This window comes from Actinorectispora metalli (assembly GCF_056323685.1).
In genome coordinates this window covers 2,669,160-2,682,542 of record NZ_JBREYE010000001.1, presented here as the reverse complement: position 1 = coordinate 2,682,542, position 13,383 = coordinate 2,669,160, and the positions used below count along the sequence as shown (strand labels likewise).

12 protein-coding genes are annotated in these 13,383 nt (G+C 69.2%); 3 read left to right on the top strand and 9 right to left on the bottom strand.

Going from position 1 to position 13,383, the window contains the following annotated elements; genetic code table 11:
* From ACU6XJ_RS12650 to ACU6XJ_RS12620, 7 genes are all read right to left on the bottom strand, one after another.
* Nucleotides 1-1,095 (bottom strand): hypothetical protein, encoded by a 1,095-nt coding sequence (locus ACU6XJ_RS12650; protein ID WP_476310124.1) that lies wholly within the window; start codon nucleotides 1,093-1,095, stop codon nucleotides 1-3.
* A 701-nt stretch (nucleotides 1,096-1,796) separates the two neighbouring features.
* Nucleotides 1,797-2,885, bottom strand: a complete 1,089-nt coding sequence (gene paaE, locus ACU6XJ_RS12645; protein ID WP_476310121.1) for a 1,2-phenylacetyl-CoA epoxidase subunit PaaE — start codon at nucleotides 2,883-2,885, stop codon at nucleotides 1,797-1,799.
* Nucleotides 2,885-3,388 (bottom strand): 1,2-phenylacetyl-CoA epoxidase subunit PaaD, encoded by a 504-nt coding sequence (paaD, locus tag ACU6XJ_RS12640; protein ID WP_476310118.1) that lies wholly within the window; start codon nucleotides 3,386-3,388, stop codon nucleotides 2,885-2,887. The genes paaE and paaD overlap by 1 nt, the downstream gene beginning before the upstream one ends.
* Nucleotides 3,382-4,305, bottom strand: a complete 924-nt coding sequence (gene paaC, locus ACU6XJ_RS12635; protein WP_476310115.1) for a 1,2-phenylacetyl-CoA epoxidase subunit PaaC — start codon at nucleotides 4,303-4,305, stop codon at nucleotides 3,382-3,384. Before paaC ends, paaD begins: the two co-directional genes overlap by 7 nt.
* Nucleotides 4,306-4,312: 7 nt before the next feature.
* Nucleotides 4,313-4,591, bottom strand: coding sequence for a 1,2-phenylacetyl-CoA epoxidase subunit PaaB (gene paaB / locus ACU6XJ_RS12630; protein WP_476310113.1), 279 nt, complete (start codon nucleotides 4,589-4,591; stop codon nucleotides 4,313-4,315).
* The gene (gene paaA / locus ACU6XJ_RS12625; protein ID WP_476310110.1) at nucleotides 4,588-5,532 is read right to left on the bottom strand and encodes a 1,2-phenylacetyl-CoA epoxidase subunit PaaA; all 945 of its coding nucleotides are present in this window, start codon (nucleotides 5,530-5,532) and stop codon (nucleotides 4,588-4,590) included. The genes paaB and paaA overlap by 4 nt, the downstream gene beginning before the upstream one ends.
* 30 nt (nucleotides 5,533-5,562) lie before the next feature.
* Nucleotides 5,563-6,039 (bottom strand): DUF3592 domain-containing protein, encoded by a 477-nt coding sequence (locus ACU6XJ_RS12620; protein WP_476310106.1) that lies wholly within the window; start codon nucleotides 6,037-6,039, stop codon nucleotides 5,563-5,565.
* 124 nt (nucleotides 6,040-6,163) lie between these two features.
* Between ACU6XJ_RS12620 and ACU6XJ_RS12615 the strand changes: the two genes are divergently transcribed.
* On the top strand, nucleotides 6,164-7,426 hold the full coding sequence (locus tag ACU6XJ_RS12615) for an isochorismate synthase (RefSeq protein ID WP_476310103.1): 1,263 nt from the start codon (nucleotides 6,164-6,166) through the stop codon (nucleotides 7,424-7,426).
* Nucleotides 7,427-7,471: 45 nt separating this feature from the next.
* Here the strand turns inward: ACU6XJ_RS12615 and ACU6XJ_RS12610 are convergent, their stop codons facing one another.
* Both ACU6XJ_RS12610 and menD read right to left on the bottom strand, forming a co-directional pair.
* Nucleotides 7,472-8,977, bottom strand: coding sequence for a M1 family metallopeptidase (locus tag ACU6XJ_RS12610; protein ID WP_476310100.1), 1,506 nt, complete (start codon nucleotides 8,975-8,977; stop codon nucleotides 7,472-7,474).
* Between the two features lie 139 nt (nucleotides 8,978-9,116).
* On the bottom strand, nucleotides 9,117-10,778 hold the full coding sequence (gene menD, locus ACU6XJ_RS12605; RefSeq protein WP_476310097.1) for a 2-succinyl-5-enolpyruvyl-6-hydroxy-3-cyclohexene-1-carboxylic-acid synthase: 1,662 nt from the start codon (nucleotides 10,776-10,778) through the stop codon (nucleotides 9,117-9,119).
* Between the two features lie 368 nt (nucleotides 10,779-11,146).
* Between menD and ACU6XJ_RS12600 the strand changes: the two genes are divergently transcribed.
* Together ACU6XJ_RS12600 and menE are read left to right on the top strand one after the other, a co-directional pair.
* Nucleotides 11,147-12,052 carry a 1,4-dihydroxy-2-naphthoyl-CoA synthase gene (locus ACU6XJ_RS12600; protein ID WP_476310094.1) on the top strand — a complete coding sequence of 302 codons (906 nt, stop codon included), beginning with the start codon at nucleotides 11,147-11,149 and terminating at the stop codon, nucleotides 12,050-12,052.
* 9 nt (nucleotides 12,053-12,061) lie between these two features.
* On the top strand, nucleotides 12,062-13,210 hold the full coding sequence (menE, locus tag ACU6XJ_RS12595) for an o-succinylbenzoate--CoA ligase (protein ID WP_476310092.1): 1,149 nt from the start codon (nucleotides 12,062-12,064) through the stop codon (nucleotides 13,208-13,210).
* The last annotated feature ends 173 nt before the right edge of the window (nucleotides 13,211-13,383 follow it).

Genomic DNA, 13,383 nt, shown 5'->3' with positions numbered 1-13,383 from the left:
TCAGTAGACATCCCGTTCGATCGCCCCGATTACCGGTGGCGTCACCTCAGGAAGGTCATATAGGTCCGCGGTCTCGACCAGGAACCTCGGCGCATATCGCGGCTTTTCGACGATCTCCTTGTCCTCGCGTCGCTCGGTCCGCGTGTAGCGGGCGAAAGTGATGGTGATTCCGGCCATGAGGTAGACGACCACAATCAGCGTGAGGTCGAGGCCGAGCTTCCACATGGCCACGGCGCTGCCCGCGAAGACCAACAGCACGACTGTCACCATGGCCAGTTCACGGACCGAGATCATCAGCTGGCGGACGCCGCCCTCGGGTTGTCCTGTTTCGGCAGACGCCGGCCACGGTTTAGCAGGTTCCGTCGGCGCGGATCGCAGCCCTTCAACCCGCTCAGCAGTCGAGCGGGCTGATGCGGCGCCGCTGTCCCAGTGCTCTTGCCGAGAGAGTTTCGGCTCGATAGGCGAGGCCTCCGCGACATTGGGCTTGTCGACGCTTTCCGCCGAGAGCCTGACCCAGGCGTCTCTGATCGCCTTGGTTTCCTCCAGCGTCGCGTTGCACGCGCGGACGAATTCCAGCAACGATTTCTTCTTCGGCAGACTGTTCTTTCTCACGAGTTGATGGGCTGTGCTCTTGGACAGACCCTTCCCCGCTCGTTGGGCAATACTGGAGAACGACACTCCAGCCCTCATCCGCAGCTCTTCCAGAAGAGCCTGCAATTCGGACAGGTTGCTGACCGCTTCCGCTGACGCCACGATGACGGATTCGTTCTTCTTGCCTGTGCTCCGCCACTCCGCAGGCCGCAACGACTCACGCTGAAGCGGCTTCGTCGAGGTGCCGATCGCCTGCGCCCGGTCCCAAAGGCTGTACCAGCCGGGCTGCTCCGTCTTCCTGATGCCACAGCCCGCGAGGAACACGCTGACCGCCGACCAAGGCATCAGGTAGATCGACGTATGGAGCTCCGGCATCTCCTCCGGCGGAACACCCGCCCGTCTGGCCATCGCCTCGACAGTCGGACGACCCGCTCGGATCCAGCGGTCGCGCAACGCCTGATGAAACGCCCCCTGAACGGTTTCGGTGGCCATGCTCGCGCTCACAGGGGCGACACCTCGGCCTGCGCTTTGACACCTGGTGCGATTCGCAAGCCCAACATGACCGCTGCTGACAGCATCGCGAGACAGGTCATCGGATCGAAACCCAGGCGAAGCAACAGGACGAGGAAAACGAGCACGAGCACGACCGCGCAGGCCCTTGTTCCCGCGGGGAACAACACGCACTGAGCCGCTGACACCCACGGTGTCGGTGAAGCAGACATCGAGATACTCCAGATAGGCTGGTGACCCGGACAGTTACCGAGAGACCACGCGGATTCCTGGCACGCACTCGACGTCAGTTGGCGCTGACGGGAAGCGGGGATTTGTGCGACCGGAACTCACGCTGACGATCTCCGTGGCGGCCAATGATGGACCCTGCCGAGCCGCCGACGCACACCGGCCGGCGTCCAGGACGTCCTAAATTCCGTTCGGGACGCAGTGACCTCGGTCACTTCGACTTCGTGCTCAACGTCCTGGGAAGCGCAATGATCAGCTCTTTTTGGCTGACTCACCGCCAGCCCCGTCTGTCCTCACCGTCCGGAAAAATTTCCTTCCGTTGGACGGCTCGCAGCCGCTTCCACGGGTCCACTTACCGTTGGCGAGTCGGCCGCAAGGCAGACACTCCGACGCCTGTCTGATGACCCGGACGAGTTCGGACCCGGTGGGCCCCCGTTGGCGCGGGGGCCCACCCCTCAATCAACAGATCACGCGTCGTAGTCGACGGTGAGCTTGTCCGACACCGGAAGCGACTGGCAGGTGAGGACGAAGCCCGCGTCCAACTCGTGTTGCTCCAGGGCGTAGTTGCGGAGCATGCGGACTTCGCCGGTGGTGAGTTTGGCGCGGCAGGTGCCGCAGACGCCGCCCTTGCAGGCGAAGGGGAGGTCGGCGCGGACCTGTTGGGCCGCATCGAGGATGGTGGCGTCGCGTGGGAGGAGCAGGTCGGTCTCGCGGCCGTCCAGGACCACCGTGACCTGGCTGGCGGGGCCTTCTAGTTTGGCGGTGTCCTCGGCGCGGATGGGTTCGGGCGGCGGGGCGTCGACGTAGAACAGCTCGTGGTGCACGCGGTCGGCGGGGATGCCGCGCTCGGTGAAGAGGGCCTCGGCGTCGGAGACCATGCCGTAGGGGCCGCAGACCCACCAGTGGTCGATCGCCGGGACAGGCACGACCAGGTCGAAGAGGCGGCGGAGGCGGTCGGCGTCGAGTCGGCCGGAGAACAGCTCCACGTCGCGGGGTTCGCGGCTGAGGACGTGGATGAGCTGGAAGCGGGCCGGGTAGCGGTCCTTCAGGTCGGACAGGTCGTCGGCGAACATCACGGTGTCGGTGCGGCGGTTGCCGTACAGCAGTGTCACTCGGGTGTCGGGGTGGGCCGCCAGCGCGCTGGACACGATGGACAGCACCGGGGTGATGCCGGAGCCCGCGGCGATCAGGCAGTGGTGGGCGGGCTCGAGGGACGGGGTGAAGTTGCCGAGCGGGGGCAGGACCTCGACCTCGTCGCCAGGGCGCAGTTCGTCGACCAGCCAGCTGGAGAACAGGCCGCGGTCCACGCGTCGCACGCCTATGCGCGGTGGGGTGCCGACCGGGGAGCAGATCGAATAGGAGCGGCGTTCCTCGACGCCGCCCACGGTGCGGCGGAGGGTGAGGTACTGGCCGGGGCGGTAGGCGAACTCCGCCGCCAGCTCGTCTGGCACCTCGAAGGTGACGGCGGCTGCATCGGCGCAAAGCTTGTCCACTGTGGACACGCGGAGGGTGTGGAAGACCGTGCGCCGGGCCGTCCGCGGGGCAACCGCCGTCATCAGATCTCCTTGATGTGTTCGAACGGTTCCCGGCATTGCGTGCAGCGGTACAGCGACTTGCAGGCCGTGGAGGAGAACTCCGCCAGCAGTGCCGTTTCGGTGCCGCCGCAGAGGGGGCAGGCCACTTTTCGGGTGGGGGGTGCCAATTGGAGGGGAATTGGCCCCTGCGGGCGCGATGCCTGCCGGGATGGTGGGGAGATGCCGTAGTCGGCGAGCTTGCGGCGGCCGTCCTCGCTGATCCAGTCGGTGGTCCACGCCGGGTGGAGCACGGTGCGGATCTCCACCTTGTCGAAGCCCTCCTCGGCCAGCCTGCCGCGCAGGTCGTCGCGCATCACCTCCAGCGCGGGGCAGCCCGAGTAGGTCGGGGTGATCGTGACGACGACGCGGTCGCCGTCCACGTTCACGTCGCGGAGGACGCCGAGGTCGGCCAGGGTGAGCACCGGCAACTCCGGGTCGCACACCTGCGCCGCGACTTCGCGGGCCCGGCTCAGCGCGGTCACCACACCGCCTCCGGATGGGATCGGGCCAGGTGCTGAAGTTCGGCCAGCAGGAAGCCCATGGCCCTGGTGTGCACGCCGTCGCGGCCGAGGCTGCCCGGCACCGCGGGGAGTTGGCGCTGGTCCGGCCGGTTCAGGCCGGCCGCTGTGAACACCTGGCCAAGCACCTCGTCCACAGTGGACCGCAGGGTGCTCACGTCCACCGCTACTCCGGGCAGGCGGGTCTCCACGGGATGCGGGACGAACAGTTCGTCGAGGTGGGGCCACACCTGGTCCAGGCCCGCAACCATGCGGCGGTGGGACTCCTCGGTGCCGTCGCCGAGGCGGACCACCCACTGGGCGGCGTGGTCGCGGTGGTAGGCGAGTTCCTTCACTCCCTTGGCGGCGATGGCTGCGAGCACGGGGTCGGCGGAGCCGCGCAGGCGCACCAGCAGTTCCAGGCGCCAGCAGGAGAAGAGCAGCAGGCGGGCGATGGTGGTGCCGAAGTCGCCACCGGGCCCAGGGCCGCAGTCCAGCTCCGCCAGGCGCACGTTGCGGAACTCGCGCTCGTCGCGGAAGTAGGCGAAGGCGTCCTCGTCGGGCACGTGGGACGGCGCGATGGCGGGCCGCAGCTCGGGGGCCACCTCGCCTGCCCTGGTGAGCAGTAGGCGGGCCTGGCCAAGCAGGTCGAGACCGATGTTGGCCAGCGCAACGTCCTCTTCCAACTCGGGGGCGCGCGAGCACCATTCGGACAGCCGCTGGGACAGGATCAGGGCGTCGTCGGCGAGCATGACGGCATACGTGCCAAGGTCGGCGGGGTCCACGTCGGACGGCACCGAGCGCTGTACGTCGGCGAGTTCGTCGGCGAAGCCGGTGCCGTAGGCCCAGCGCGCGTCGTCGTGGTGGTCCTCGGTGAGGGACTCATAGGCGTTGTCGAAGCTCATGAGCGCCTCACAGGTGTGGCACGTCGTCGGGAATGGCGTAGAACGTGGGGTGGCGGTAGACCTTGTCGCCGCTGGGCGCGAAGAACGGGTCCTTCTCGTCCGGGCTGGAGGCGGTGACGGCCGCCGCGGGCACCACCCAGATGCTGACGCCCTCGTTGCGGCGGGTGTAGAGGTCACGTGCGTTGCGCACGGCCATCTCGGCGTCGGGGGCGTGCAGCGAACCGACGTGCACGTGGTTCAGGCCGCGCTTGCCGCGGACGAAGACCTCCCACAGCGGCCAGCTCATGCGGCACGCTCGGTGCGCTTGGCGGCGTGGGCTACGGCCGCCTCCCGTACCCAGGCGCCCGCGTCGTGGGCTGCCTTGCGGTGTTCGACGCGTTCGGCGTTGCAGGGGCCGTTGCCCTTCACGACCTGCCAGAACTCGTCCCAGTCCGGTTGGCCGAAGTCGTAGTGGCCGCGTTCGGGGTTCCAGCGCAGCCGAGGGTCGGGCAGGGTGACGCCGAGCTTCTCGGCCTGCGGGACGCTCATGTCCACGAACCTCTGCCGCAGTTCGTCGTTGGTGTGCCGCTTGATCCGCCACGCCATGGACTGGGCGGTGTTGGGCGAGTCGTCGTCCGGTGGGCCGAACATCATCAGGGACGGCCACCACCAGCGGTCGGTCGCGTCCTGCACCATCTGCCGCTGGCGCTCGCTGCCGCGCATCATGGTCATCAGCAGTTCGTAGCCCTGCCGCTGGTGGAAGGACTCCTCCTTGCAGATGCGGATCATGGCCCTGGCGTAGGGGCCGTAGGAGGTGCGGCACAGCGGCACCTGGTTGCAGATCGCGGCGCCGTCCACCAGCCAGCCGATCACGCCGACGTCGGCGAAGGTCAGGGTGGGGTAGTTGAAGATCGAGGAGTACTTCTGGCCGCCGCTGATCAGCTTCTCGGTCAGCTCGTCCCGGTCGATGCCCAGGGTCTCGGTGGCCGCGTACAGGTACAGGCCGTGGCCCGCCTCGTCCTGCACCTTGGCCAGCAGGATCGCCTTGCGGCGCAGCGAGGGGGCGCGGGTGATCCAGTTGCCCTCCGGTTGCATGCCGATGATCTCCGAGTGGGCGTGCTGGGCGATCTGCCTGATCAGCGTTTTGCGATAGCCCGCGGGCATCCAGTCGCGCGGCTCGATGCGGGTCTCCGCGTCGACCGTGCGCTGAAAGTGCTGCTCCAGCTCCTGTTCGGACGCCTCGAGCATCGACCCACCTCCCTGTAGGTGGGTCTCATGTTACACCTTTTCGCTGATTTGCGGCTCGACTGTCACAAGTGCCTGCTCACGGCGGCGCAGCCACCAGATCGACGGGAGCAGCACCGCCCAGCTGCCCGCCAGCAGGGTGCCCAGCGGTAGGAAGGCGACGGTGACATCGCGGCCCGCGACCCTGACCAGCTCCGGGTTGTCGGTGGCGTACTCGACGCGCACCAGCTGACCCTCCTCCAACCCGCTCGGGTACAGGACACCGGTCTGCGGAATGTGCACGGAGCCGTCGTCGGTGTTGAACCGCACCAGCGTCCGGTTCAGCGACACCGAGAGCACCTCGGCGGTGGAGCGGCCCAGGTTGCGGTCGATGGCCCGGTCGTCCAGCCAGATCGCGATCAGCAGCACCACGCACAGGCCCGACAACACGCAGCCGACCCCGACCAGGGCGTTGCGCGCCAGCCGGGTGGCTCTGACCGACCGCGGGATACCGCTCACACGTTGGACCACGACGGCCGAGTGTAGAGCGCCCGCCTTCGCCGCCACCGGCACTTGGCGCGGCCGCCCGCGGGGAGAGCAAGACCACACCATGCCCGATCGCGCATCACCCGAGCGAGGCTCATACGCTCGAAAGGTGACCAGCACGGCGCCCCAGGACCTCAGCGAGAAGTTGTGCGTACGCACGAGGCTGGTCGCATCGCGTGCCGACCTGCTGGAACTGCTGCCCGAACCCGCGTCCGCGTTCGCCTGGGTGGCCCGCGGCGAGGGGCTGGTCGGCTGGGGCGAGGTCGCCCGGTTCCAGCCCGGCGGCGCGCGGCGGTTCGCCGACGCGGAGCGCTGGTGGCGGGAGTTCACCGAGGGGCTCGAGGTCCGCGATGAGGTCGGGCTGCCCGGAACCGGCGCGGTGGCGTTCGTGAGCATGGCCTTCGCCGACGATCCCGGCGACTCGGTGCTGGTGGTGCCGAAGGTGATCGCGGGCCGCCGCGGCGAGCACACCTGGATCACCGAGATCTCCCCCGAGCCCGACGAGACAGACGAGTCAGCGGCCTCCCGCGCCGTGCTGCCGGTGACGACACCGCGGGTGGTGCGGTATTCGGACGGCGAACTGGACGTGCCCGCCTACCGGGAGGCGGTCGGCGAGGCCGTGCGCCGGATGCGGGCCGGGAAGGTCGGCAAGGTCGTGTTGGCGCATGACCTGATCGCCACCGCCGACACCGCGCTGGATCCGCGGTTCCTGCTGAACCGGTTGGCGCGGCGGTACCCGAGTTGCTGGGTCTATGCCGTGGACGGCCTGGTGGGCGCGACACCCGAGTTACTGCTGCGCCGCAGCGGCAGGCAGGTGTTCTCCCGTGTGCTCGCGGGCACCAGCTGGCCCCGCGACGGCGTCGACGGCGACGAGTTGGCCGCGGAGCTGTTGGGCTCGGGCAAGAACCGCGAGGAACACGAGTTCGCGGTCGCCTCACTGGCGCAGACGCTCGCGCCGCTGTGCACCGACCTGTCGGTTCCCGACGCACCCGAGGTGCTTCGGCTGCCCAACGTGCTGCACCTGTCCACCGAGGTCAGCGGCCGACTGGCCGACGAGCCCGCTTCACTGCTGAGACTCGCGGCGGCGGTGCACCCGACGGCCGCTGTCGGCGGCACCCCGCGGGCCGAGGCGATCGCGTTGATCGACGAGCTGGAGGGCATGGACCGCGGCCGCTATGCCGGGCCGATCGGCTGGGTCGACGCCAACGGCGAGGGCGAACTGGGCATCGCGCTGCGCTGCGCACAGGTGCACGGCCGCGTCGCGCGGCTGTTCGCGGGCTGCGGCGTCGTCGCCGAGTCCGATCCGGACACCGAGGTGGCCGAGGCCGTGGCGAAGATGATCCCCATCCGGGACGCGCTGGAAAACCCGTGAGTGGCAACGACCACTCACGGGTTCCACCAGCTCGAACGCCTCGGCTCAGTGGCCGGTCGGCGCGTTGTGGCGGTTGGCCACCTCGATCTTGTCGAAAGACTTCGGCTTACCGGGCACCACGGCCGAACGAGCCGAGCGGGACTCGGCGGCCGAGCCGACCTTCGGCTTGCCCTTGGTGAACAGCCAGGCGTTGAACAGCTCGTCAAGCTGCTTGCCCGAGGTCTTCTCGGCCAGCTCGATGAACTCCTCGATCCTGGCGTTGGAGTAGCGCTTCTGCGAGGTCCAGGCGAGCACGGTGGCCCGCAGCGCCTCGTCGCCGATCTCCTTGCGCAGCGCCTGCAACGTCATCGCACCGCGGGTGTAGACGGAGCCGTGGAAGTTGTTCTCCTTGCCGGGGTTACCGGGTGCCACCTGCCAGAAGTCGTCCGGCAGCGTGGCGTAGTAGTAGTCGAACAGCTCCTGCGCGGTGCCCTCGCCCTTGGCCTCGGACCACAGCCACTGGGAGTAGGTGGCGAAGCCCTCGTTCAGCCAGATGTTGCGCCAGTCGGCGACGGAAACCGAGTCGCCGAACCACTGGTGGGCCAGTTCGTGCACCACGACGGAGATGTTGGTGCCGCTGCGCCACGAGCTAGGCGCGTACACCGGGCGGGTCTGATTCTCCAGCGCGGAGAACCAGGGCTGACCGCCGATGGCCACGCCGCCCTGTGATTCGAAGGGCCACTCGCCGAAGTACGGCTCCAGGAACTCGATGACCTCGGCGGTGCGCTCGATGCTGGCCTGCGCCGCGCCGCGCGCGTCACCCAGATCGTGGGAGTACGCGTTGATCAGCTTCTGGCCCTTGTGACCGGTGGACTCGACGATGTCGAACTGCCCGATGGTCACGAACGTCAGATAGGTGGTCTGCGGACGGCTGGAGCGCCAGTTCCACCGGGTGCGGTTGCCCGCCTCGGGACGCTGCGCGAGCAGCAGGCCGTTGGAGATCACCTCGGTGCCCGCGGGCACCGAGACCGAGACGTCGAAGGTGGCCTTGTCGGTCGGGTGGTCGTTACTGGGGTACCACCACGCCGCGATGTGCGGCTCGCCGATGGCGGCGGCGCCGTCGGGCGTGCGCACCCAGTCGGTTCGGCCGTCGACCTTGACGGTGGAGGGCACGCCTTCGTACTCCACGACGAACGTGGACAGCGCGCCCGTGGTCAGCTTGGTCGCCGGGGTGACCTCGACCTCGGTGCCTGCCTGCGTGAACTTCGCGAGCTTGCCGTTGACCCTGATCGAGGACGGCTTGAGCGCGAAGTCCAGGTTGAAGCGGGTCAGGTCCTGGGTGGGCTTCGCGACGATCGTCGTTGAGCCCTTCAGGAAGTCGGTGCTGGGCTCGTAGCGCAGCCGGATGTCGTAGTGGGAGACGTCGTATCCGCCGTTGCCGTCTCCCGGGTAGTAGGAGTCACCGAGTCCGGGCGCGCCCGGACCTTCGGTGCCCGCGAGGGCAGGTAATGCGAGGAAGGACGCGACGACACCCGCCGCGACCCCCGTCCGCCAGCTCTTTTTGCCGAGCAAAGGTGTTCCTCCCCAGTTCAGAGGGCCTGTGGAGCCATGTAGCTGAAAGCTACTCAAACCCAACCGGGTGAGACGAGGAATTAATTCCATTGCCGACGTATCTGCGCCAGGCAGCGCGCGGGGTTGGACCGAACGGCCCTCAGCCGACGGCTGCCGCCACCACTGTGCGCAGTTTCTCGTGCAGCCCGCGCAGCCTGGACCGGTCGGCCCGCACCTCCAGCACCCGCAGGCCCTCCTGCTCCGACAGCCCGGCGCGAAGCTCGGCGGCGGAGTCGGCGTAGGCGTGCGGCACCCGGTGCGCGGCGCAGAGGGCGGCGAGGTCGGTGCTGTGCGGGGTGCCGAAGACCCGCTCGAAGCTGTCGGCGTAGTCGGCGGCGCCCTGCTCCAGCAGCGAGAAGATCCCGCCGCCGTTGTCGTTGAGCACCACGATGGTCAGATCAGGGCGAAGCTCGCCGGGCCCGAGCAGCAGGCCGTTGGAGTCGTGCAGGAAGGTCAGATCGCCGAGCAGGGCGTAGGAAGGTCCGTTGTGGACGATCGCGGCGCCGAGGGCGGTGGAGATGGTGCCGTCGATGCCCGCCACCCCGCGGTTGCGGTGTACCAGCAGGTCCGGGCGGCTGAAAGCGGCGAGCGCAATGTCGCGCGTCGGGTTGGATGAACCGGCCACCAGCAGTCCGCCGGTGGGCAGCTGGTGCAGCAGTTGGCGGGCGACTCCGACTCCGCTGGGCCACGGCTCGCCGTCGACCGCCTTGGCCAGCGCGGTGCGCACCACCCGGTCCGCGCCCTGCCAGGCGTCCAGCCAGTCCGGATCGGCCGGTTTGGCGGGCTCGGCCACCGCCTGCCCGACAGCGGTCAGCCCGTGTGCCGGATTGGGCCAGGTGGTGGGGTCGCCATGGACGAGCAGCACCTCGATCTCCGGCTCGGCGAGTAACCGCTGGACCTGGCGGAACACGGTGGGGCGCCCGAAGCAGAGCACCTGTTCCGGCCGGTGCCGTCGGAGGAAGTCGGTGGCGCCGAGCAGCCACATGCCCGCGGGCAGCGCGTTGACGCCTGCCCCACCGCTCTCGGCGAGCAGTGGCCAGCCGTGCCGGTCGGCCCATTCCGAGGCCACCTCGGGATCACCGTCGGCCAGCAACACCAGCCCGCGGCGGGCGGTCGGGGTGACCTCGCCAGGCTGAAGGCCCTGGTCGGCGACCTCCACCCACGGGCCGCCGTGGGCGCGCCCACTCAGTGTCTCCGGCCACACCTGGCCGTCGGCGGCGGGCACCAGCGGCTCCCGGAACGGCACGTTGAGGTGCACGGGCCCGGCCCGCCACTGGCCGCGGGCGGCAGCCACCACACGGCAGATCTGGCTGCGCCAGTAACAGTTCTGGTTGCCGCGCCGCTCGGCGACGGCAAGTTCGTCGAACAGCCGCACCGCGGTGCCGTAGAGGCGAGTCTGGTCGATGACCTGGCTGGCGCCCGCGGTGCGCAACTCGGGCGGGCGATCGGCGGTGATCACGAGCAGCGGCACGCCCGCCTTGTCGGCCTCGGCCACCGCGGGATGCAGGTTGGCGGCGGCCGTGCCCGAGGTGCAGGTCAGCGCGACCGGGCGGTTGCTCCGCGCGGCGATGCCCAGCGCGAGGAAACCCGCGCTGCGCTCGTCGATGCGCACGTGCAGGGTGATCTGGCCCGCCACCGCGGCGTCGTGCAGCGCGAAGGACAACGGGGCGTTGCGCGAGCCGGGGCTGAGCACCACGTGGTGGACACCGTTGCGAACAAGTTCGTCGACGATAACCCGGGCCTGGGCGGTGGAAGGGTTCACGCGCAGCCCTCTCGCCTCGACGCCGCCGCGAAACTACTCAAACCTACCGCCCGTCGAGATGTCGTCAGCTTTGTCGAGCTGTGCCGGTTTCCATAGTCCACCACGCTCGGGCAACGATCGCCGAGACCAGAGAACCCGCCTCCTGCCATCAAAGCTCCGAAAAGCTTTCGGGTGAAGTCGCCGTCCGGGTGCCAGCGGAACGGCGTGGTGGCGCATCCCCCTGTCGGCCGCACCGGAACCACCCGATGCGGATGCCCTGTTATGCACGGATCGACACCCACCCCTCCAGACTGACACGACTGACGGACGTAACAGGAATGACTCCTGCCACGCTCTGCGGACACCTACGCCGCATTAAGCTCACCGACGTGACTGGCGTCTCCGAGATCTTCGACCCGTCGGCCTGGAAGCCGGTCGACGGTTTCGACTTCACCGACATCACCTACCACCGCGCCGTCGACCAGGGCACGGTGCGCATCGCGTTCCACCGGCCCGAGGTGCGCAACGCCTTCCGGCCGCACACGGTGGACGAGCTTTACCGGGCGCTGGACCACGCCAGGATGAGCTCGGATGTCGGCTGCGTGCTGCTCACCGGCAACGGCCCCTCCCCGCGCGACGGCGGCTGGGCCTTCTGCTCCGGCGGCGACCAGCGCATCCGCGGCCGCGACGGCTACCAGTACGCCTCGGGTGAGACCGCGGCGAGCGTCGACCCGGCCCGCGCGGGGCGGCTGCACATCCTGGAGTGCCAGCGGCTGATCCGGTTCATGCCGAAGCCGGTGATCGCGGTGGTCAACGGCTGGGCCGCGGGCGGCGGGCACAGCCTGCACGTGACCTGCGACCTGACCCTGGCCAGCGCGGAGCACGGCAAGTTCAAGCAGACCGACGCCGATGTCGGCAGCTTCGACGGCGGCTATGGCTCGGCGTACCTGGCCAGGCAGGTCGGGCAGAAGTTCGCGAGGGAGATCTTCTTCCTCGGCCGCACCTACTCCGCCGAGGAGATGCAGCGGATGGGCGCGGTCAACGCGGTCGTGCCGCACGCCGAGTTGGAGGCCACCGCGCTGGAGTGGGCGCGGGAGATCAACGGCAAGTCGCCCACCGCGCAGCGGATGCTGAAGTACGCCTTCAACCTGATCGACGACGGTCTGGTCGGCCAGCAGATCTTCGCGGGTGAGACGACCAGGCTGGCGTACATGACCGACGAGGCCGTGGAGGGCCGGGACGCGTTCCTGGAGAAGCGCGACCCCGACTGGTCCCGCTTCCCGCACTACTTCTAGGCGCTCGCGATGGCCCGGCAGGTGGTGGCGGTCGAGGTCGGCGGGAACCCGCTGGCCCTGCTCGAACCACTCCGCGAGGCCTTGACCGGGGCAGGCCCGGCGGTGCTTCCGGTTACGGGCGCGGTGCCGCCGCTCACCGGGCCACTTGGTCCCGACGAGGACGATCCCGCGGACCCGACGGCCGTGGTGGTGGCGACCTCCGGGTCGACGGGACGGCCCAAGGGGGTGCTGCTGTCGGCCACCGCGTTGACCGCCTCGGCGGTGGCCACCGCGGAGCGGCTCGGTGGCCACGGCCATTGGCTGCTCGCGACGCCGACGCAGTACATCGGCGGGATCGCGGTGCTGGTCCGCTGCCTGGTCGGCGGCACCCGCGCGGTGCCTGTCGAGCGCGGGCGGAGCTTCCGCCCGGACGTTTTCGCCGCGGGCGCGGAGCAGGTGTTGGCGCTGCCGGGCAGGCACTACACCGCGCTGGTGCCGACTCAGCTGTCGCGTCTGCTGGACGACCGCCGGGCGCTGGCGGCGGCGCGCGGGTTCGACGCGATCCTGCTCGGCGGGGCAGCGACCTCGCCGGAACTGCGGGCTCGCGCCGAGGACAGCGGGGTGCGGGTGATTCCGGCGTACGGCATGAGCGAGACCGCGAGCGGCTGCGTGTACGACGGCAGGCCGCTCGACGGGGTGTCGGTGCGGCTGACCGCGGCGAGCACGGTCGCGCTGTCCGGGCCGATGCTGTCCCGCGGCTACCGGGGTGATCCGGCGGCCACCGCGGCAGCGTTCCGGGACGGCTGGTTTTACACCACCGATCTGGGCAGGCTGTTGCCGGACGGGCGGTTGCAGGTGCTGGGCAGGGCGGACGACATGATCGTCAGCGGCGGCGTGAAGGTGGCCCCGGGACCGGTGGAGCAGGTGCTCGGCGAACATCCCTGTGTCGCGCAGTGCTGCGTGGTCGGCGTGGACGATCCCGAGTGGGGCCAGGTCGTCACCGCGGCAGTGGTGGCCACCGAGACCATCGAGGCCGATCAACTGCGGGCAGCGGTCCGTGACCGGCTGGGTGCGGCGGCTACGCCGAGACGGGTGATCTTCCTGGACGAACTGCCCCTCCGCGGAGCCGGGAAAGTCGACCGGTCGGCGCTGAGGAAAATACTGTCCACTGAGGTGTGATCCGCCCGGCCGTTTCTTGACTTCTTACGTAGACTACCGCCACTTGATCATTCCGTGATGTTCAAGACGGAAACACGGGGGCGGATATGTCCATATTCGCAATGCGCAAGAGGACTCCGGCGACAGCTGTTGTCATAGCTGTTTCCACTGCTCTGAGCGTTGCACCCGGCGCA

What these genes read in the sequence shown, in the direction of transcription:
- paaA (WP_476310110.1), bottom strand. Translation starts at nt 5,532, where the DNA reads ATGCTCGAGGCGTCCGAACAGGAGCTGGAGCAGCACTTTCAGCGCACG.
- paaE (WP_476310121.1), bottom strand. Translation starts at nt 2,885, where the DNA reads ATGACGGCGGTTGCCCCGCGGACGGCCCGGCGCACGGTCTTCCACACC.
- menE (WP_476310092.1), top strand. Translation starts at nt 12,062, where the DNA reads ATGGCCCGGCAGGTGGTGGCGGTCGAGGTCGGCGGGAACCCGCTGGCC.
- paaB (WP_476310113.1), bottom strand. Translation starts at nt 4,591, where the DNA reads ATGAGCTGGCCGCTGTGGGAGGTCTTCGTCCGCGGCAAGCGCGGCCTG.
- paaC (WP_476310115.1), bottom strand. Translation starts at nt 4,305, where the DNA reads ATGAGCTTCGACAACGCCTATGAGTCCCTCACCGAGGACCACCACGAC.